This is a genomic window from Amycolatopsis sp. A1MSW2902, from assembly GCF_017312175.1.
In the GTDB taxonomy this organism is placed as follows: domain Bacteria; phylum Actinomycetota; class Actinomycetes; order Mycobacteriales; family Pseudonocardiaceae; genus Amycolatopsis; species Amycolatopsis nivea.
Window position 1 is genome coordinate 1,953,036 of record NZ_QJPO01000001.1, and the last position, 16,195, is coordinate 1,969,230.

16 protein-coding genes are annotated in these 16,195 nt (G+C 70.3%); 8 read left to right on the forward strand and 8 right to left on the reverse strand.

Annotation, left to right across the window (positions count from 1 at the left end; translation table 11 throughout):
* Positions 1-43 precede the first annotated feature (43 nt).
* On the forward strand, positions 44-1,219 hold the full coding sequence (locus DMP23_RS08900; protein WP_337820740.1) for a lytic transglycosylase domain-containing protein: 1,176 nt from the start codon (positions 44-46) through the stop codon (positions 1,217-1,219).
* Between the two features lie 49 nt (positions 1,220-1,268).
* The gene (locus DMP23_RS08905) at positions 1,269-2,180 is read left to right on the forward strand and encodes an SDR family NAD(P)-dependent oxidoreductase (protein WP_337820741.1); all 912 of its coding nucleotides are present in this window, start codon (positions 1,269-1,271) and stop codon (positions 2,178-2,180) included.
* A 2-nt stretch (positions 2,181-2,182) separates the two neighbouring features.
* On the opposite strand, the gene DMP23_RS08910 is transcribed toward DMP23_RS08905, so the two are convergent.
* Positions 2,183-2,977 carry a TetR/AcrR family transcriptional regulator gene (locus DMP23_RS08910; protein WP_037815194.1) on the reverse strand — a complete coding sequence of 265 codons (795 nt, stop codon included), beginning with the start codon at positions 2,975-2,977 and terminating at the stop codon, positions 2,183-2,185.
* A 118-nt stretch (positions 2,978-3,095) separates the two neighbouring features.
* On the opposite strand from DMP23_RS08910, the gene DMP23_RS08915 reads away from it, so the two are divergent.
* The 4 genes from DMP23_RS08915 (at position 3,096) to DMP23_RS08930 (ending at position 6,870) form a co-directional block, all read left to right on the forward strand.
* The gene (locus DMP23_RS08915; protein ID WP_275291266.1) at positions 3,096-3,509 is read left to right on the forward strand and encodes a J-domain-containing protein; all 414 of its coding nucleotides are present in this window, start codon (positions 3,096-3,098) and stop codon (positions 3,507-3,509) included.
* Positions 3,510-4,130: 621 nt separating this feature from the next.
* Positions 4,131-5,261 (forward strand): metallophosphoesterase, encoded by a 1,131-nt coding sequence (locus tag DMP23_RS08920; protein ID WP_337820742.1) that lies wholly within the window; start codon positions 4,131-4,133, stop codon positions 5,259-5,261.
* 116 nt (positions 5,262-5,377) lie between these two features.
* On the forward strand, positions 5,378-6,178 hold the full coding sequence (locus tag DMP23_RS08925; RefSeq protein ID WP_037815201.1) for an alpha/beta fold hydrolase: 801 nt from the start codon (positions 5,378-5,380) through the stop codon (positions 6,176-6,178).
* A 35-nt stretch (positions 6,179-6,213) separates the two neighbouring features.
* Positions 6,214-6,870: an HAD family hydrolase gene (locus DMP23_RS08930; RefSeq protein WP_337820743.1), complete on the forward strand. Its 657-nt coding sequence runs from the start codon at positions 6,214-6,216 to the stop codon at positions 6,868-6,870.
* Between the two features lie 337 nt (positions 6,871-7,207).
* Here DMP23_RS08930 and DMP23_RS08935 read toward each other — a convergent pair whose 3' ends face one another.
* Complete coding sequence (locus DMP23_RS08935) at positions 7,208-7,666, reverse strand: NUDIX domain-containing protein (RefSeq protein ID WP_134734600.1); 459 nt, start codon at positions 7,664-7,666, stop codon at positions 7,208-7,210.
* A gap of 135 nt (positions 7,667-7,801) precedes the next feature.
* Between DMP23_RS08935 and DMP23_RS08940 the strand changes: the two genes are divergently transcribed.
* A complete protein-coding gene (locus DMP23_RS08940) occupies positions 7,802-8,251 on the forward strand; it encodes a DoxX family protein (protein WP_337820744.1) in 450 nt (149 codons plus the stop codon).
* A gap of 32 nt (positions 8,252-8,283) precedes the next feature.
* On the opposite strand, the gene DMP23_RS08945 is transcribed toward DMP23_RS08940, so the two are convergent.
* The 6 genes from DMP23_RS08945 to kynU form a co-directional block, all read right to left on the reverse strand.
* Positions 8,284-8,883 carry a GTP-binding protein gene (locus tag DMP23_RS08945; protein WP_037815207.1) on the reverse strand — a complete coding sequence of 200 codons (600 nt, stop codon included), beginning with the start codon at positions 8,881-8,883 and terminating at the stop codon, positions 8,284-8,286.
* Complete coding sequence (locus DMP23_RS08950) at positions 8,864-9,238, reverse strand: DUF742 domain-containing protein (protein WP_067580332.1); 375 nt, start codon at positions 9,236-9,238, stop codon at positions 8,864-8,866. The genes DMP23_RS08945 and DMP23_RS08950 overlap by 20 nt, the downstream gene beginning before the upstream one ends.
* Positions 9,235-9,651, reverse strand: coding sequence for a roadblock/LC7 domain-containing protein (locus DMP23_RS08955; RefSeq protein WP_337820745.1), 417 nt, complete (start codon positions 9,649-9,651; stop codon positions 9,235-9,237). The genes DMP23_RS08950 and DMP23_RS08955 overlap by 4 nt, the downstream gene beginning before the upstream one ends.
* Entirely contained in the window at positions 9,651-12,143 is a 2,493-nt protein-coding gene (locus tag DMP23_RS08960; RefSeq protein ID WP_337820746.1) for a sensor histidine kinase, read from the reverse strand. Before DMP23_RS08960 ends, DMP23_RS08955 begins: the two co-directional genes overlap by 1 nt.
* A 376-nt stretch (positions 12,144-12,519) precedes the next feature.
* Positions 12,520-12,810, reverse strand: a complete 291-nt coding sequence (locus DMP23_RS08965) for a hypothetical protein (RefSeq protein ID WP_037815209.1) — start codon at positions 12,808-12,810, stop codon at positions 12,520-12,522.
* A gap of 212 nt (positions 12,811-13,022) precedes the next feature.
* A complete protein-coding gene (kynU, locus tag DMP23_RS08970) occupies positions 13,023-14,213 on the reverse strand; it encodes a kynureninase (RefSeq protein WP_337820747.1) in 1,191 nt (396 codons plus the stop codon).
* Positions 14,214-14,359: 146 nt separating this feature from the next.
* Here kynU and DMP23_RS08975 point away from each other — a divergent pair, with 146 nt between their 5' ends.
* Positions 14,360-16,183, forward strand: a complete 1,824-nt coding sequence (locus DMP23_RS08975) for an AMP-dependent synthetase/ligase (RefSeq protein WP_337820748.1) — start codon at positions 14,360-14,362, stop codon at positions 16,181-16,183.
* Positions 16,184-16,195: the final 12 nt, after the last annotated feature.

Here is a 16,195-nt window from a genome sequence, read left to right on the forward strand (position 1 = left end):
CGCTAGCTTGGCCGCAGACGGCAGAACGAACGGGGAGACGAGCATGGCCAGACGCCGCCCGCAGGGACGGAACGCCCGCAGCCGGGCTTTCGCCGCCCTCGCCGGAGGCGCGCTCGTGGTGCTGCCGACGGTGACGTCGTCCGGCATCCCGGTGGCGTTGCGCGCCGCTGAGCCGCCGTCGGCCGCCCAGGCCGCGCCCAGCGTTCCCGGACTGCCGCCGGGCATCACGCTCCCGCCGATCGGCGTCGACGGCAGCCTCCCGCAGCCGCCGGTCCCGCAGGCGCTCGGCGTGCCGGGCTACCCGAACGGCCCCGGCTCGGCGACCACCGCCGGCCCGCTGGGCATCCCGGACAGCATGCTGCGCGCCTACCGCACCGCGGCCGACATCATGGCCCGCGAACAGCCCGGCTGCCACGTCGACTGGGCGCTGATCGCGGCCATCGGACGGGTCGAGTCGAACCACGCCCGCGGCGGCTACGTCGACGCGCGCGGCAACACCCTCGAGCGGATTCTCGGCCCGGTACTCGACGGTTCCGGCGGATTCGCCGCGATCCGCGACACCGACCACGGCCGCTTCGACGGGGACCCGGTATGGGACCGCGCGGTCGGCGCGACCCAGTTCATCCCGTCGACCTGGGCGTCCTACGCCTCCGACGGCAACGGCGACGGCGTTTCCGACCCGAACAACATCTACGACGAAACGCTCGCCACCGCGCGCTACCTGTGCTCGGGAGGTCTGGACCTCTCCAGCGACGCCGCCCAGCGCCTCGCGGTGCGCCGGTACAACAACTCGCAGTCCTATGTGGACACCGTGATGGCGTACGCGTACGGCTACCGCAACGGCGTCTCGAAGCTGCCGGACAGCCAGGTCCCGATCGGAGCCCCGCCCGGCCCCGGAGCGGTCGAAGCCGCCGCGGGCAGCCCGGCGGGCGACGTCGCCCCGCCCGCGCCGCCGCCGGTCACCCCGGCCCCGCCGAGCCAGCAGCCCGGCACCCCGACGCAGCTTCCCGGCAGCAGCACCGCGCCGAGCAGCAGCTCCTCCCCGGCGAAGCCGACCAGCTCAGCGCCCACCACGTCTTCTACGCCTACCTCGTCGACGAGCCCCACCAGCACCACGCCGACGACGAGCACGACAACGTCCAGTTCGGCCCCGGCGAACCCGGCGACGTCCAGCACCACGACCTCCAGCACCACCACGGAGGCCGCGCCGACGCACTGACCGCGGCGTTCGTATAGTCCGGACCAAACCGGACTACGGGGGAGCGATCGTGGCGTGGAATCCTCGGCACCTGCCTGACCTGGCCGGCCGGTGCTATGCGGTGACCGGCGGCAACGCCGGGATCGGCTACTTCATCACCGAGCAGCTGGCCGCCGCCGGAGCCCACGTCGCCCTCCTGGGCCGAGACCCGTCGCGGCTGCGCGCGGCCGTCGAGATGGTGCGCACCCGGGTCGGTTCGGCTTCGCTGAGCACAATCCCGCTGGACCTCGCGGATCTCGACTCCGTCCCGTCCGCCGTCGAAGCGCTCGGCCGGCTGGACCGCTTGGACGCGTTGATCGAGAACGCCGGCATCACTGCCCCCGGACCGGTGCGCCGGACCACGAAACAGGGCTTGGAACTGGCGGTGGGCACCAACCATTTCGGCCACTTCGCCCTCACCGCGCTGGCGATGCCGGTGCTGACCGCGTCGTCCGCGCGCGTGGTGCTGGCGGGCAGCCTGATCACCCGGATGTATCCGTACGACATCGATGATCTCCAGAGTTCGCGCAAGTATTCGGACTTCCGCGCGTATGCGTTGTCGAAGCACGCCGTGCAGTCATTCGCGACGGAACTCGACCGACGCCTGCGTGCGGCCTCTTCACCGGTGCGGGCGATCCTCGCGCACCCCGGGTTCAGCCTGGAGCGGACCAGCCCCGCGCGTCCGGGAATCACCCAGCCAGTGCCGGTGATGCGCCTGCTCGCGCCCTATACGCACGGAAAGGACCACGGCGCCTGGCCAGCGGTCCGAGCCGCCGTCGACCCCACCGCGACCGGCGGCGCTTACTACGGTCCAGCTTTCGGCGGAGCGGGCCGCCCCCGGCTGGGCACAGCGATGGGCGCGTCCCGGGATCCAGCGCGGGGCCGTCGATTGTGGACACTTTCCGAGGAGGCGACCGGGATCCGCTTCGACGCCCGCAGTTGAGCTTACCCGCCGATCCGCGCTGCGATCCCGTCCAGAAGCCGGTCCAATCCGAACTCCGACGCGTCCGACGCCTGCTCCGCGGACGGCTTCTCGAACCCACCGGCAAGCCACGTCCGGTTCATCGCCGGATGAGACTCGACGTCGAAATACGTGTGCCAGAACGAAGAACGCTGTCCCCACCACGCCTCATTGGACTGTCCGGTGGTCCGTTCCAAGTGGACACTCTCCGCCTCGGCCGCCGCGTTCGCGTCCACATAGCCCGCGACCGAATTGGCCGCCGCGACGATTTCCCGGGCAGGCAGTCCCAGACTCTCCATAATGGACAGCAGGTATTCCTGACCGGCCAGCTGCCCCGGACCAAGGGCGGGCCGCACGCGCGAACGCTCGCGCAGCCACGGATGCCGACGGTAAATGTCGCGCGTGCGGTCGGCGTAAACACGCACCTGCGCACGCCAATCCTCCGGCCGCGGCTCGCCGGGTCCGGGGAGATTCCGTTCCAGGAGAACAGTGTCGACCATGAGATCGATCAGCTCGGTTTTGCCGGGAACGTAGGTATAGAGCGTCATCGTGCCCGCCCCGAGCTCTTTCGCGACGCGATGCATGGACGTCGCGACGAGCCCCTCCGCGTCAGCGACCGCGATGGCCGCCACGATGATCCGTTCGATGGTGAGCGTCGGCCGCCTGCCGCGAGCCGAGGGTTCCGGAGCACCCGCACAATCGCGCCACAGCAGCGCGAGCGTGCGCGCGACCTCCTCGCGCGCGGCCTCGGGACCGTCGCCCTCGTGCTCGACGATCATCGTGTCCCCTCCCGGCCTCGTACCGTCAGCGTGGGATCTTACCTGCCGTTTCAGGACCTTCGTCCCCTCCGCGACGGCGCCATGGCCGCTACGCTGGGGAGCGAGGGAGGTGGTTCCAGTGACGGAACGCAAACCACCGGGCGTGTCGTACGGTTCGTGGGTCGACCGGCAAATCGCCGCCGCCGAAGCCCGCGGCGACTTCGAAGACCTTCCCGGAACAGGAAAACCACTGCCGCCCCCGAGCGGCCGCGACGCCGCCACCGACTGGGCGATCCGCCGCGCCCGCGAAGGCGACCTCGACGTAGCCGCGTTCCTGCCGCCATCGCTCGCGTTGCCGCGCGAAATCCAAGACCTTCCGGGGAAACTGGCGAAAGTCCACTCCGAAGCCAAGGTGCGGCAGATCGTCGAAGACCTGAACGCCCGCATCCGCAAGGCACACGCGCTGCCCCAGGACGGCCCGGTGCTGCGAGCCCGCCCGCTGGACGTGGAGGAAACGGTGGCGAACTGGCGCGCGGGACGGGGAGAGTCCTGAGCCACGCGGGGTGAATGCGGGCTGTGCCCGGCTCGCCGAACCCGCAGCAGGACTGTTCCAGCCGCTCGCGAAACCCCGCCTTGGCCGGACGCGCGGCACCACCGCCCACGCTTGAAATCCCGCGCCACCAGCTGCGCGGCTCGCTCGCTTCCACCCGCAGCGGCACGATCCCGGCCGCTCACAGCGCGGCCAGACGCGCGACCCTGCGCCCGCCCCGCCTATACACCCCCACGCACGACCGAAACCCCACCCCGGCCAGACACACGCCCCCTGCGCCGCAGCAGCACGACCCCGCCCACTCGCGGCGTGGCCAGACACGCGACCGTGCGCCCGCCCCGCCACCACATCCCGCGCACACCCGAATGCCCGCCCCGGCCGGGCACAAGCCCCCTCCACCGCAGCAGGACAATCCCGGCCGCTTGCAGCGTGGCCAAACGCGCGACCCTGCGCCCACCCCGCCACCACATCCCCGCCCACGCCCGAAACCCACCGTCCACCAGACGCGCCGCCCGCTCCCGCCACCCCTCCGTCCAGCCCCGCCGCCCACTCCCCTTCACACCCCGGCCCCCACCCTCCGAATGCGGCTACGCTGGGTAGCACGCGGGCGAAGGGAAGAAAACCGTGGTCGGAGTTCGTCGGGTTGCCTTCGTGGTCGCCGCGGTGCTCTTGTTGTTCGGCGAGCCGTGGTCGGTGCTCGTGTTGTTGCCGGAGTGGCCGGTCGCCGGCACCGTCGTGGGCACGGTCGTTTTCGCCGTCGCCGCGGTGAGTTTTCCGGTGCTCATGGTGCTCGGGCACGGTCCGAAGCAGAGCGACGCCGCCGCGCGGGTCGGGGACGTCACGCTCGGCGCGGTGTGGGTGTTGTTCACCTGGAGCGTCCTCACCCACCTGCTGCGGCTGGTCCTGCTGGTGTCCGGAGTGGACGATCCCGCGCGGCCACGGATCGTAGCCGCGGTCACGCTGGCCGTCGCGGCGGTGCTGCTCGTCAGCGGGAACCGGATCGCCATGCGGGTGCCGCCGGTGAAGGCGGTCGACGTCGTGCTGCCGAAGCTCGGTCCCGGGCTCGACGGGCTGCGCGTCGCGGTCATCACCGACACTCACTACGGCCCGCTCGACCGCACCCGCTGGTCCGAACGCCTGGTCGCGGAACTGAACCGGCTGCAGCCCGACGTCGTCTGCCACGCCGGGGACCTCGCCGACGGATCGGTCGCCAAACGGCGCAAGCAGGTCGACCCGCTCGGCGGCGTGCAGGCCCCGCTCGGCCGGTTCTACATCACCGGCAACCACGAGTACTTCGGCGAGGCACAGGCCTGGCTGGACCACATGGCGAGCCTCGGCTGGGACACCCTGCACAACCGCTCGACCCTCATCGAACGCGACGGCGCCCGCCTGCTTTTCGCCGGCATCGACGACCCCACCGGAGCCGCCTCCGGCCTGCCCGGCCACGGCCCCGACCTGGCCGCCGCCCTCGACGGCGCCGATCCCGACGTCCCCGTCGTCCTGCTCGCCCACCAGCCGAAACAGGTCGCCCAGGCCCGAGAGGAGAACGTCGACCTGCAGATCTCCGGCCACACCCACGGCGGCCAGATCTGGCCGTTCCACCTCCTCGTCCGCCTCGACCAGCCGACCCTGTCCGGCCTCACCCGGCACGGCCCGACCCAGCTGTACAACAGCCGCGGCTCCGGCTTCTGGGGCCCGCCGTTCCGGGTCTTCGCCCCGAACGAAATCGCCCTGCTGACCCTCCGCAGTGCCTAAACCCACCAGCCCCGTCGCACCCCAACAGATCGCACCGACCAATTTTTTTGTCTTGACAACTCAAACCGTCGGATGCGAGAGTTCTCCTCAACGGCACCACCCCGAGGAGGAACCCCATGCCCACCGTCACGTCCGCCGACGGCACCCAGATCGCCTACTCCCGCACCGGCTCCGGCCCGGCACTCGTCCTCGTCGACGGCGCGCTCTGCTACCGCACCTCGACGCCCAACGACGATCTCGCCAAAGCCCTCGCGGACCGCTTCACCGTCTACACCTTCGACCGCCGAGGCAGAGGCGAAAGCGGCGACACCGCCCCGTACGACGTCGAGCGCGAGATCGAAGACATCTCCGCGCTGGCCAAGGAAGCAGGCGGAGAGATCAGCCTGTACGGCATCTCGTCCGGCGCCGCTCTCGTACTGGAAGCCGCCCATCGCGGCGTACCGGTCAAGAAGGTCGCGGTGTACGAACCGCCGTTCGTCGTCGACAGCACCCGCAAGCGCGTCCCGGCCGACTACCAGGCGAAGCTCGAAGCAGCCGTCGCCGCCGGAAAACCGGGCGACGCGATCAAGACGTTCATGGTCGAAGGCGTCGGACTGCCCGCCCTGATGGTCACGATGATGCGCCTGATGCCCGCCTGGCCGCGGATGAAGCGCGTGGCCCACACCCTCGCCTACGACGCCCAGATCATGGACGACAACCAGTCCGGCCGCCCGCTCCCCGCCGAACGCTGGTCCGGAATCACCGCCCCCACCCTGATCCTCGACGGCGGCAAGAGCCCCGAGTGGATGCGCAACGGCGTCGCAGCAGCGGCGGCCCAGCTGCCCCACGCCACCTACCGCACCCTGCCCGGCCAGACCCACCTGGTGAAAACCGCCGCGCTGGCACCGGTACTGGCGGAGTTTTTCGCCACGAACTGACCCGCCACCAGCCCTCGTGAGGCAAGCTGCGAGACGTGGCCACGCGAGCATTGATCTTCGACTTCGACGGCACCCTAGCCGACACCGAAGCAGCGGTACTGCGGTCCTGGCAGGAAATGTTCGCCGGACACGGAGTCGAACTGCCCCTGGACGTCTGGCACACAGTCATCGGCACCCAGAACACCGCCGCGACGATGTTCAAGCTGCTAGCCGAACAAGTAGAAAACGTGGACCCGGAATCGCTGCGCCCGTCCATGCGCGCCCGAGTACACGAACTCCTAGCCGAAGACGGCCCACGAGAAGGCGTACTCGACTACCTAGACGAAGCTGCCCGCCGCGGCTTGGCTTTAGGCGTCGCCTCAAGCTCCTCCAGCACCTGGGTACACGGCCAACTGGAACGCCTAGGCCTGGCCGCCCGCTTCACCGCAGTAGAAACCGGCGACCGCCACAAACCAAAGCCAGACCCAGACACCTACCTCGCGGCCCTGCGAACCCTAGGCGTAACCGCGGAAGAAGCCCTGGCCTTCGAAGACTCCCCGCACGGCGTGAGCGCAGCGAAAGCAGCCGGAATCACCACCATCGCAGTACCAAACCCCATCACCGCAACGCTGGACTTCGCCAAAGCAGACCAAGTCCTCCCGTCCTTCACCACCACGCCGCTCAGCACATTGCTGCAACAGTTCGGTTCGTGAGGGCCACCCTCACAGACGCTGATTCCCTGAGGGTCCCCCTCACGACCAGCCCCCGAGCAGTGAAAGACCCCAATGTGGCATTGGGTGCGTCGCACGCACCGAACGCCACATTGGGTGCGTCAGATGCACCCAATGCCACATTGGGGCGCAAGCCCCACCCCCACCCAACCCGCACCGCTGCACCCACCGATCAAGGCACCAAACCGCACCGCTGCACCCAACGAGCGAGGCACCCAGCCCCTCCCCCGCACCCCGATACGAAGCTCATCTGCACAATCAAGCTTCGGGGTGCCCCACGCACGCCAGAGAGCAATGTCGCCGCCAGGCGACGAGCCGATCACTCCAGCACAGCAAGCCGATCCAAAAACCCCCGCTGCCCCTTGACCAACTTCTCCCGAGCCACCTCCAACGAAAACCACTCCACCCGATCCACCTCGGGAAACTCCCGCATCACCCCAGACCGAGGCGGCCACTCCATCTCAAAAACCCCCGGCACCACGACACCAGGATCAAGCTCCCCCTCCACCGCCCAAGCAGTCACGACCTTCCCGGACTGCCGAACCTCCCCCAGCGAAACCCATTCCCCGTCCGGAACAGCCACCCCCAGCTCCTCAGCGAACTCCCGCCGAGCCGCGGCCTCAGGCTCCTCCCCCTCCTCGATCTCCCCCTTGGGCAACGACCAAGCCGCCAGATCCTTCTTGGCCCAGAACGGCCCGCCCATATGCGCGAGCAACACCTCGACCCCGTCCGCGCCCCGCCGATAAACCAACACCCCAGCACTCCGCTTGACCACCATCCCCCCACCCTGCCAGCCCCCCTGACCAGCCCAAACACCGCCTCGAAAAAACTTCCCGGCGATGTGTCGATCCCGGCCGGCCACGTTCGACGCATAGGCAGAAGGCAGCCAACAGCCACCCGGGAGGGACCCAAGATGACCACCACCACCGCCCCCAAGACCGCAGCCGCCACCACGACCGAGGCCGCGAAGTCCCTGGCAGACCGAGTCCGCCCGACCGTACTGGCCCTCTTCCGCGCCGTAGTGTCGTTCCTCTTCCTCTGCCACGGCCTGATGGGCTTCGGGCTCTTCGGCGGCATCGACAACGCGGGCGGCGCGGTCCCCTTCGGCCAGTGGCCCGGTTACTGGGCCAGCCTGATCGAGGTCGTCGGCGCGCTCTTCGTCTTCGCCGGGCTCTTCACCCGCGTCTCCGCGACCGTGCTCTCCGGCGTCATGGCCTACGCCTACTTCACCGTGCACGCCCCGGAAGGCCTGCTCCCCCTGCACAACATGGGCGAGCCCGCCGCGCTCTTCGCCTGGATCTTCCTCGTCATCGCGGTGGTCGGCCCGGGCGCGGCCTCCCTGGACCAGCTGCGCCGCCGCTGAAAAACCGTGCCGAGAGCGGCAATCCCGGGGACCTACCCGGGGTTGCCGCTCACGAGCATCGCCCGCCCGAGCGCGTGCTCCATCAGCACCGTCAGCACCTGCTTGGTGGAATCCCGCTCCCGCGCGTCGCACAGCAGCAACGGCACCTGCGGATCCAGATCCAGCGCCCCGCGGACTTCCTCGGTGCCGTACCGGTAAGCGTCGTCGAAGCAGTTCACCCCGACCACGAACGGCAACCCGCGCTGCTCGAAGAAATCCACTGCGGGGAAACAAGATTCGAGCCGTCGCGTGTCCGCCAGCACCACCGCGCCGAGCGCGCCCTCGGCCAGTTCGTCCCACATGAACCAGAACCGGTCCTGCCCCGGCGTGCCGAAGAGGTACAGGATCAGCTCGGGGTTGATGGTGATCCGGCCGAAGTCGAGCGCGACCGTCGTGGTGGTTTTGCCCTCGACGCCGGACAGGTCGTCCACGCCCTCGGACGCGGCGGTGATCACCTCTTCGGTGCGCAGCGGCGGCACCTCGCTGACCGAGCCGACCATGGTCGTCTTGCCGACCCCGAACCCGCCCGCGACGAGCACCTTCACCGCTTGCGCGGTGAGCGACCGGCGGGGCTCAGAGTTTCCGGATGCCATCGAGAACCGCCTGGAGTACGTGGGGGCTGGGGGCGTCGGTCACCGGCGTCGCGGTGCGGAACAGCACGAGGTTGCGTTCTATCAAATCGCTCAGCAGCACCTTCACCACCGGCAGCGGGAGATCGACCCGCGCGGCCACCTCGGCGACCGAAACCGGGCGCTGGCACAGGGAAAGAATGCGCGAGTACTCCGGTTCGAGCCCGGGCGTCTCGCTCGCGGCGCGCAACGCGACGACGAGCGTGATGAGGTCGAGCCCGCGCGTGTCGGACCGGGTCCGCCCGCCGGTGACGGCGTACGACCGCACCAGCGGACCGGCCTCGTCCTCGTACCAGGATTCGCGGCCCTTGGCCGTCATGGCGAGGTCCGCTGGACCGCTCCGGCCCGCGGCGCCGCGGTGAGCACCGCACCGACCCGCTTGACCATCAGGTTCATCTCGTAGGCGACGAGCCCCATGTCCGCGTCGACCCCGGCCAGCAGCGCGAGGCACGCGCCCCGCCCGGCCGCGGTCACGAACAGGAACGCGTGGTCCATCTCGACCATCGTCTGCCGCACGTTGCCGCCGCCGAAGTGCCGTCCGGTGCCGCGGGCGAGGCTCTGGAACGCCGACGCGACCGCGGACAGGTGCTCCGCGTCCGCCTCGGACAGATTGCCGGACCGGCCGATCAGCAACCCGTCCGCGGACAGCACCACCGCGCGGTCCGCGCCGGCGACCCGCTGCACGAGGTCGTCGAGCAGCCAGTCGAGCTCGTTGACGCCGTTGCTCGCCATCAGTCGCGATCTCCGTACCTGTTGTCGTGCCCGGGATCGGCCTCGCGGGCCCGCCGGGTGCCCTGCTGGAACGCGCTGAGCCGGGAGCGGGCCTGCTCCGGCGAATCCTCGCGGACCTCGTCGGATTCCGGCGCCGGCCGGTCGCCGCGCAGTTGCGGGACGAGGTTCTGCTGCCGGCGCCGCTGCGGCAGCGGGGGCCGTCCGGGCGGACGCGGCGGCGCGGCCCGGCCGTTTTCAACCGCGGGACGCGGCGCTCGGCCGGCATCCGCGGGCGGGCGCTGCTCGCGGTTGTGCGGCGGCCGGGCCGGCGGAGCCTCGGCCACCGGACGCATCGCGCGGCGGGTCGGCGATTCCGGGCGCTGCTGCTCCGGCGCGACCCGCGGTTCCGGTGCGATCCGCGACGGCTGCGGCAGGTCCGCCCGCTGCGGTTCCGGACGCTTCCGTTGCGGCAGTTCCGGACGCTGCGGCTCAGCCCGCTGCGGTTCCGGCGCGGGCCGCGACGGCTCCACCGCGAGCCGGGACATCTCCGGCGTCCCGTCCGATTCCTGTTCCGCGGCGTCGTCCGAGGGCTCGGTCTCGCTGAGCGGAGCGAGCAAATCCTTGCGCACCAACACGATCGCGCGGGTCCCGCCGTACGCGGATTCGCGCAGGTGCACCGAAATCCCGTGCCGCGACGCCAGCCGCGCGACCACGAACAGGCCCAGCCGCGGTTCGTCGGACAGCGCCATGATCCCGAAGTCCGGCGGGTCGGCGAGCATCGCGTTGAACTCGTCGGCCTGCTCCGGCTCGATGCCCAGCCCCTGGTCCTCGACCTCGATCACGACGCCCTTGCCGACCACGTTGCCGCGCAGTTCGACGCGCGATTCCGGCGGCGAGAACGACGTCGCGTTGTCGATCAGCTCGGCGAGCAGGTGCACGAGGTCGCCGACGACCGGGCCGCGCACCGCGACCTCGGGCAGCTTCGCCGTCTTCACCCGCGCGAAGTGCTCGGTTTCCGCCGCCGCGCCGCGGACGAGTTCGACCAGCGACACCGGATTGCGCCACTGCCGTCCGGGCTGGCCGCCGCCGAGGATGATCAGGTTCTCCGCGTTGCGCCGCGCGCGGGTGGAGAGGTGGTCGAGGCGGAACAGCGTGTCGAGCTGGTCCGGGTCCTCCTGCTTGCGCTCGGCGGCGTCGAGCACCTTCAGCTGCCGGTGCACGATCACCTGGCTGCGGTGCGCGATGTTGAGGAACACCGCCTTCGTGCCCTGCCGGGTCTTGGCCTCTTCGACCGCGGCGGCGAGCGCGGACTGCTGCGCGAGGTTGAACGCCTCGGCCACCTCGCCGATCTCGTCCGTGCCGTGGTCGAGCAGGTGCCCGCCCTCGTCGAGGTCGACGGGTTCGCCCGCCCGGATCCGGCCGACGAGTTCCGGCAGCCGCACCTCGGCCGCGTCGAGGGTGTCCTCGCGCAGCCGGGCGAGCCGGGAGATGAAGCGGTTCGACAGCCGGAGCGCGACCAGCACCACAGCGAGCGCGAACAGCACCGCCGCCGCGCCCGCGATGATCGAGTTCCGCAGCGTGTCGTCCGCGTCGGTGATCGCCGCGTTGGTCGCGTGCGCGCTCTGCGCGGCGAACATCGTCATCAGCGTGGTGGCGACCTGCTTGGCGTCGGCGCGCCACTGCTCCAGCGGCACCGGAAGCTGTTTCGCGCCGGACAGCAAGGCGTTCTCGACCTGCGTCACGGTCGTCCACGCGGGACTGGAGACGAGCTTGTCGTAGTTCGCCCGCACCTCGGGCACCATCTGCGGCACCGACTGTTCGAGCTGCGCGTGGTACGCGCCGATCTGGCCCAGGTACGCGCGCTGCTCGTCGCCGGACAGCCCGCCCGCGGCGAGCCCGGCCGAGGCAAGTGCGTCGCTGCGCTGCATTTCCTCGGCGGCGTTGAAAATCGGGATCGCGGACAGCCGGGCGTAGGCGTTGTCCGCGCCGCGCGCGGCCTGCGCGAGACCGGCGACGCCCTGGGTGAACTGGTCGATGATCTGGTTGTAGAAGGAAAAAACCTCGAGTCGCGGCACCTGGCCGGAGTCGACCCGCTGGCGCAGCTGCGGCAGTTTCGCCTCCAGCGCGGCGAACGTGGCGATGTTCTGCTTGACGCTCGCGGGCACGTTCGAGTCGCTCGCGAAGTTGCCCTGCAGCACCGAGGTGATCTGCGCGGCGGACGCGTCCGTCTTCGGCCGGGTCGCCAGCAGCGCGGCGCGCGCGGCGTCCTGTCCGGCGAGCACGCTCATCGACAGCTGCCGCTCCTGTTCCGCGGCGAGCAGGAACGGAATGCCGGGGCCTTCCGAACCGCGAATCTTCTGCGCGTAACTTCGCGCCTGCGTCGCGTCGAAAATCAGGTATCCGGCGAGCGCGATACCGACGACGAGCAACGCCACGCTAGGAATCAACGCGATCGCGAGCACGCGAGAGCGAATCGAGGAGCCGCGGCCCTTTCGCCCGGAATTCTGCTTCACCGTGATCCGTTTTCCTTCCGGCACTGCTGTGGTATTCGGGTCCTCGGTGTTTTCGTTGCACCGGTCCGACCAGCCGGATCACAGTTCACCGTGGTCTGCGTTGCCCGCGACGACGGTAAGCAACCTTCACGGGTGAGTCAAGTCCGGACCCGCGTTGCCGTCATCCTCTTGTTACCTGCTAGTAACCCACTGTGGTGCTTGGAAAACTGATCACCACCGGACGTGACCTTGGTCGCACCGGCTCCGCCGCCGTTGGCAGGGAGCCCGCGCGTGAGGTCCGTCACGACGACGAGTCCGGGAAAACTCACCGGAAACTCATGCGCATTTCCGCATCGGCGGCGGAATCGAACGGAAAACCGAGATCGATTTCCGGAATTCAGCGCCGCACGCCATTCGGCGGCCGATGCGCGGAAAGCCGCGGCACCGGCGCGGTTTCGGTTTCCTCCGCCGCCTCGCGCCGGTCGCGCCGCAGCAGATCGTGCAGCATCTCCCGGCACGCCCACGCCAGCACCGCCACGGACGCGACCAGCACCGCCACCAGCGTCGATTCGACCGGATAGCGCGCGACCAGCCCGCCGAAACGCGCGAGCACGAAGCCGATGACCACGCCGACGAGCAGGGTCACGAGGTACGAGAGCGGCACTTCCCGGCCGCGGTTCTCGATCATTTCGGCCCCTTTCGCCCCGGATCCGCGCGGCGGACACCGCTGCCCGATCAGCTTCGGCCCGCGAAAAAACAGGCACCGAGCATACCCGCAGGGCAGCGCGCGGCGCGCCCGTCGATCACCCGAAGGGGCGAGCACGACACCGATTGTTCACCCGGAACCTGCGAATCCGGCCGGATCCCCGCGAATCCGCGAGGATATTGCGCGAATTCTTTTCAGCGCACCTCGCGCAGCACGGTCACCGCCCGCAGCACCTCGGCGTAAGTCGTGTACAGCGGGGCCAGCCCGAACCGCAGCACGTCCGGCGGCCGGAAATCCCCGAGCACCCCGCGTTCGTGCAGCGCGTTCATCGTCTGCTGCCCGCCCGCGTCCCGCACCGAAACCTGGTGCCCGCGCGTGTGTTCGCGCGGCGTCGGAATGTCGGCTCCGGGAAGCAGTTCGTCCGCACACCGGAAAAAGAAGTCGCCCAGCGCCAAGCCTTTCGCGCGCAGCACGGAAAGGTCGACGCCGTCCCAGACGTCCAGCGCGGCGTCGAGCGCGAGCATCGACAGGATGTCCGGCGTGCCTGCCCGGGCGCGCGCGATCCCCGCGCTGCCGCGGTACCCGGATTCCATGCCGAACGGATCCGCGTGCCCGGCCCATCCGGCGAGCGGCTGATCGAATTCCGCCTGATGCCGCTGTGCCACATAGACGAACGCGGGCGAGCCCGGCCCGCCGTTGAGGAATTTGTACGTACAACCCACCGCGAAGTCGACGTCGCACGCGTCCAGCCGCACCGGAATCGCGCCGACGCTGTGGCAGAGATCCCAGACCGCGAGCGCGCCCGCCGCGTGCACCGCCTCGGTAACCGACGGCATGTCGTGCAGCCGTCCGCTGACGTAATCGACGTGGTTCACGAGCACCGCGGCGGTCCGCTCGCTCACCGCGCCGGGCAGCTCCGCCACCGGCACGCGCCGCACGGCGTGCCCGGTGAGCCGGGCCGCCTGGTCGGCCACGTAGCCGTCGGTCGGGAACGTCGCCGCGTCGACCAGGACCTCGTCGCGACCGGGGTTCGCCCGCACCGCCGCGACGAGCACCTTGAACAGGTCCACACTCGTCGAATCCGCCACCACGACCTGCCCGGCCGCGGCCCCGACCAGCGGCGCGATCCGCTCCCCGACGCGCTGCGGGGCTTCCCACCAGCCCTCGGTCCACGACCGGATCAGCCGCCGTCCCCACTGCTGCCGCACCACCTGGCTCACCCGCTCCGCGACGTGTTTCGGCGGCGCGCCAAGGGAATTCCCGTCGAAGTACGCGACTTCCGGGTCAAGGTCGAACTCCGCGCGCTTCGCGGCGAGCGGGTCGGCGGCGTCGAGTGCGGCGGCCTCGTCGGCAAGGCTCTCGCTGCGCACGGCGGATTCGGTCATCGACGCTCCTCGGGGTTCCGGTTCGCCCCCTTTCTAACAGGAGCCGGGCCGGTCCCTCGAGCGCCGAGGCTGGCCGGGATTCTCTATCGGCCGCCGCTTCGACGACCTAGAGTGACCTGACCAGGCACCACCGGAGGAGGTCAGCGTTGACCCAGTCGATCGCCGAACAAGCCGAGGGCCAGACCATCCCGCTGCTGTTGCGGCGCAACGCCGTCGAGTACGGGGACCGGCCCGCGCTCACGTCGCTCGATCTCGAGGGCCGTCCGACGCTCACCTGGAGCGAGTTCCGGACCGCGATCGCCGAGGTGTCGCGCGGGCTCGCCGGGCTCGGCCTCGCCGCGGGCGACCGGATGCTGATCATGGCCCCGAGTTCGCCGGACCACCTCGTCGCCGACCTCGCGGCGGTCCATCTGGCGGCCATCCCGTGCACGGCGTACGCGACGCTCAGCCCGGAGCAGATCCGCTACGTCGCGCGGCACAGCGCCGCCCCGATCGTCGTCCTCGCCGGCGCCGACGAGCTGTCGCGCTGGCTGCCGGTGCTCGACGACCTGCCCGCGCTGCGCCGCGTGGTGGTCATGGACGAATCCGCGATCCCGGACGGCGACGACCGGTTCGTCGCGTACTCCGCGGTGCGCGAAACCGGCCGCGCCGCGCTCGCCGCCGACCCCGAGGCGTTCGACCGGGCGTGGCAGGGCATCCGCCCGGACGACCCGCTCGCGATGATCTACACCTCCGGCACCACCGGCGACCCCAAGGGCGTCGTGCTCTCCCACCGCAACGCGATCCACGAGGGCATCGCCGTGCACACGCTGCACAAGGCCCCGATGCACGCCACGAACATCGCGTACCTGCCGCTGGCGCACATCGCCGAACGCGAGCTGTCGATCTACCTGCCGATCGTCGCGGCGGGCCACGTGCACACGATCGGCGATCCGTCCGGCGTCGTCGCGGCGCTCGGCCAGGTGCGTCCGCAGAGCTTCTTCGGCGTGCCGCGGGTGTGGGAAAAGATGGTGGCGGGCCTGAAGAACATGCTCGCCGGCGTGCCCGAGGACCGGCGCGAGGCGCTCATCTCGGCCAACGAACTCCTGCAAGAGGGCTACAAACTCCGCAGCGCGGGCGAGGAACTGCCCGCCGATCTCGCCGAGCGCATCGCGAAGACCGACGAGACCGTGCTCGCCCCGGTGCGCGGGCTGCTCGGGCTCGACCAATTGCACATCGCGTCCAGCGGCGCGGCCGCGTTGCCGCTGGAAGTGCTGTACTTCCTCGCCGGGCTCGGCGTCGAGATCCGCGAGGTCTGGGGCCTGTCCGAGACCACCGGCGCGGCGACCGCGAACAGCGCCGACGCGTTCCGCGCGGGCACCGTCGGCCGTCCGATCGACGGCGTCGAGGTGAAGACCGGCGAGGACGGCGAACTGCTGGTCCGCGGTCCGATCGTCTTCCTCGGCTACCTGCAGCCGGACGGCACGATCGAACCGGCCACCGACGCCGACGGCTGGTTCGCCACCGGCGACATCGGCACGATCGACGACGACGGCTACGTCACGATCACCGACCGCAAGAAGGAACTGATCATCACCTCGAGCGGCAAGAACATCGCGCCGACCCGGATCGAGGGCCTGCTCAAGGAACACCCGCTGATCGGCCAGGCGGTCGCGATCGGCGACGCGCGGCCGTACGTGACCGCGCTGATCGTGCTCGACGACGAGATCGCGCCCGGCTGGGCCGCGGCCAACGGCGTCGAAGCGGCGGACATCGAAACACTGGCCCAGCACGAGACGGTCCAGGCGGAGATCGCGCGGGCCGTCGAGTCAGCGAACAGCAGGCTGGCGCGGGCCGAGCAGATCAAGCGCTACCACGTCATCACCACCGCGTGGACGCCCGAGACGGGCGAGCTGACCCCGACGCTCAAGCTCAAGCGCCGGGTGATCAACGAGCGCTACCAGCCGGACATCGCTTCGCTCTACGCGTGAAAACGGTGCGGC

What these genes read in the sequence shown, in the direction of transcription:
- DMP23_RS08900 (WP_337820740.1), top strand. Translation starts at nt 44, where the DNA reads ATGGCCAGACGCCGCCCGCAGGGACGGAACGCCCGCAGCCGGGCTTTC.
- DMP23_RS08910 (WP_037815194.1), bottom strand. Translation starts at nt 2,977, where the DNA reads ATGATCGTCGAGCACGAGGGCGACGGTCCCGAGGCCGCGCGCGAGGAG.
- DMP23_RS08925 (WP_037815201.1), top strand. Translation starts at nt 5,378, where the DNA reads ATGCCCACCGTCACGTCCGCCGACGGCACCCAGATCGCCTACTCCCGC.
- DMP23_RS08935 (WP_134734600.1), bottom strand. Translation starts at nt 7,666, where the DNA reads ATGGTGGTCAAGCGGAGTGCTGGGGTGTTGGTTTATCGGCGGGGCGCG.
- DMP23_RS08940 (WP_337820744.1), top strand. Translation starts at nt 7,802, where the DNA reads ATGACCACCACCACCGCCCCCAAGACCGCAGCCGCCACCACGACCGAG.
- DMP23_RS08945 (WP_037815207.1), bottom strand. Translation starts at nt 8,883, where the DNA reads ATGGCATCCGGAAACTCTGAGCCCCGCCGGTCGCTCACCGCGCAAGCG.
- DMP23_RS08950 (WP_067580332.1), bottom strand. Translation starts at nt 9,238, where the DNA reads ATGACGGCCAAGGGCCGCGAATCCTGGTACGAGGACGAGGCCGGTCCG.
- DMP23_RS08955 (WP_337820745.1), bottom strand. Translation starts at nt 9,651, where the DNA reads ATGGCGAGCAACGGCGTCAACGAGCTCGACTGGCTGCTCGACGACCTC.
- DMP23_RS08965 (WP_037815209.1), bottom strand. Translation starts at nt 12,810, where the DNA reads ATGATCGAGAACCGCGGCCGGGAAGTGCCGCTCTCGTACCTCGTGACC.
- kynU (WP_337820747.1), bottom strand. Translation starts at nt 14,213, where the DNA reads ATGACCGAATCCGCCGTGCGCAGCGAGAGCCTTGCCGACGAGGCCGCC.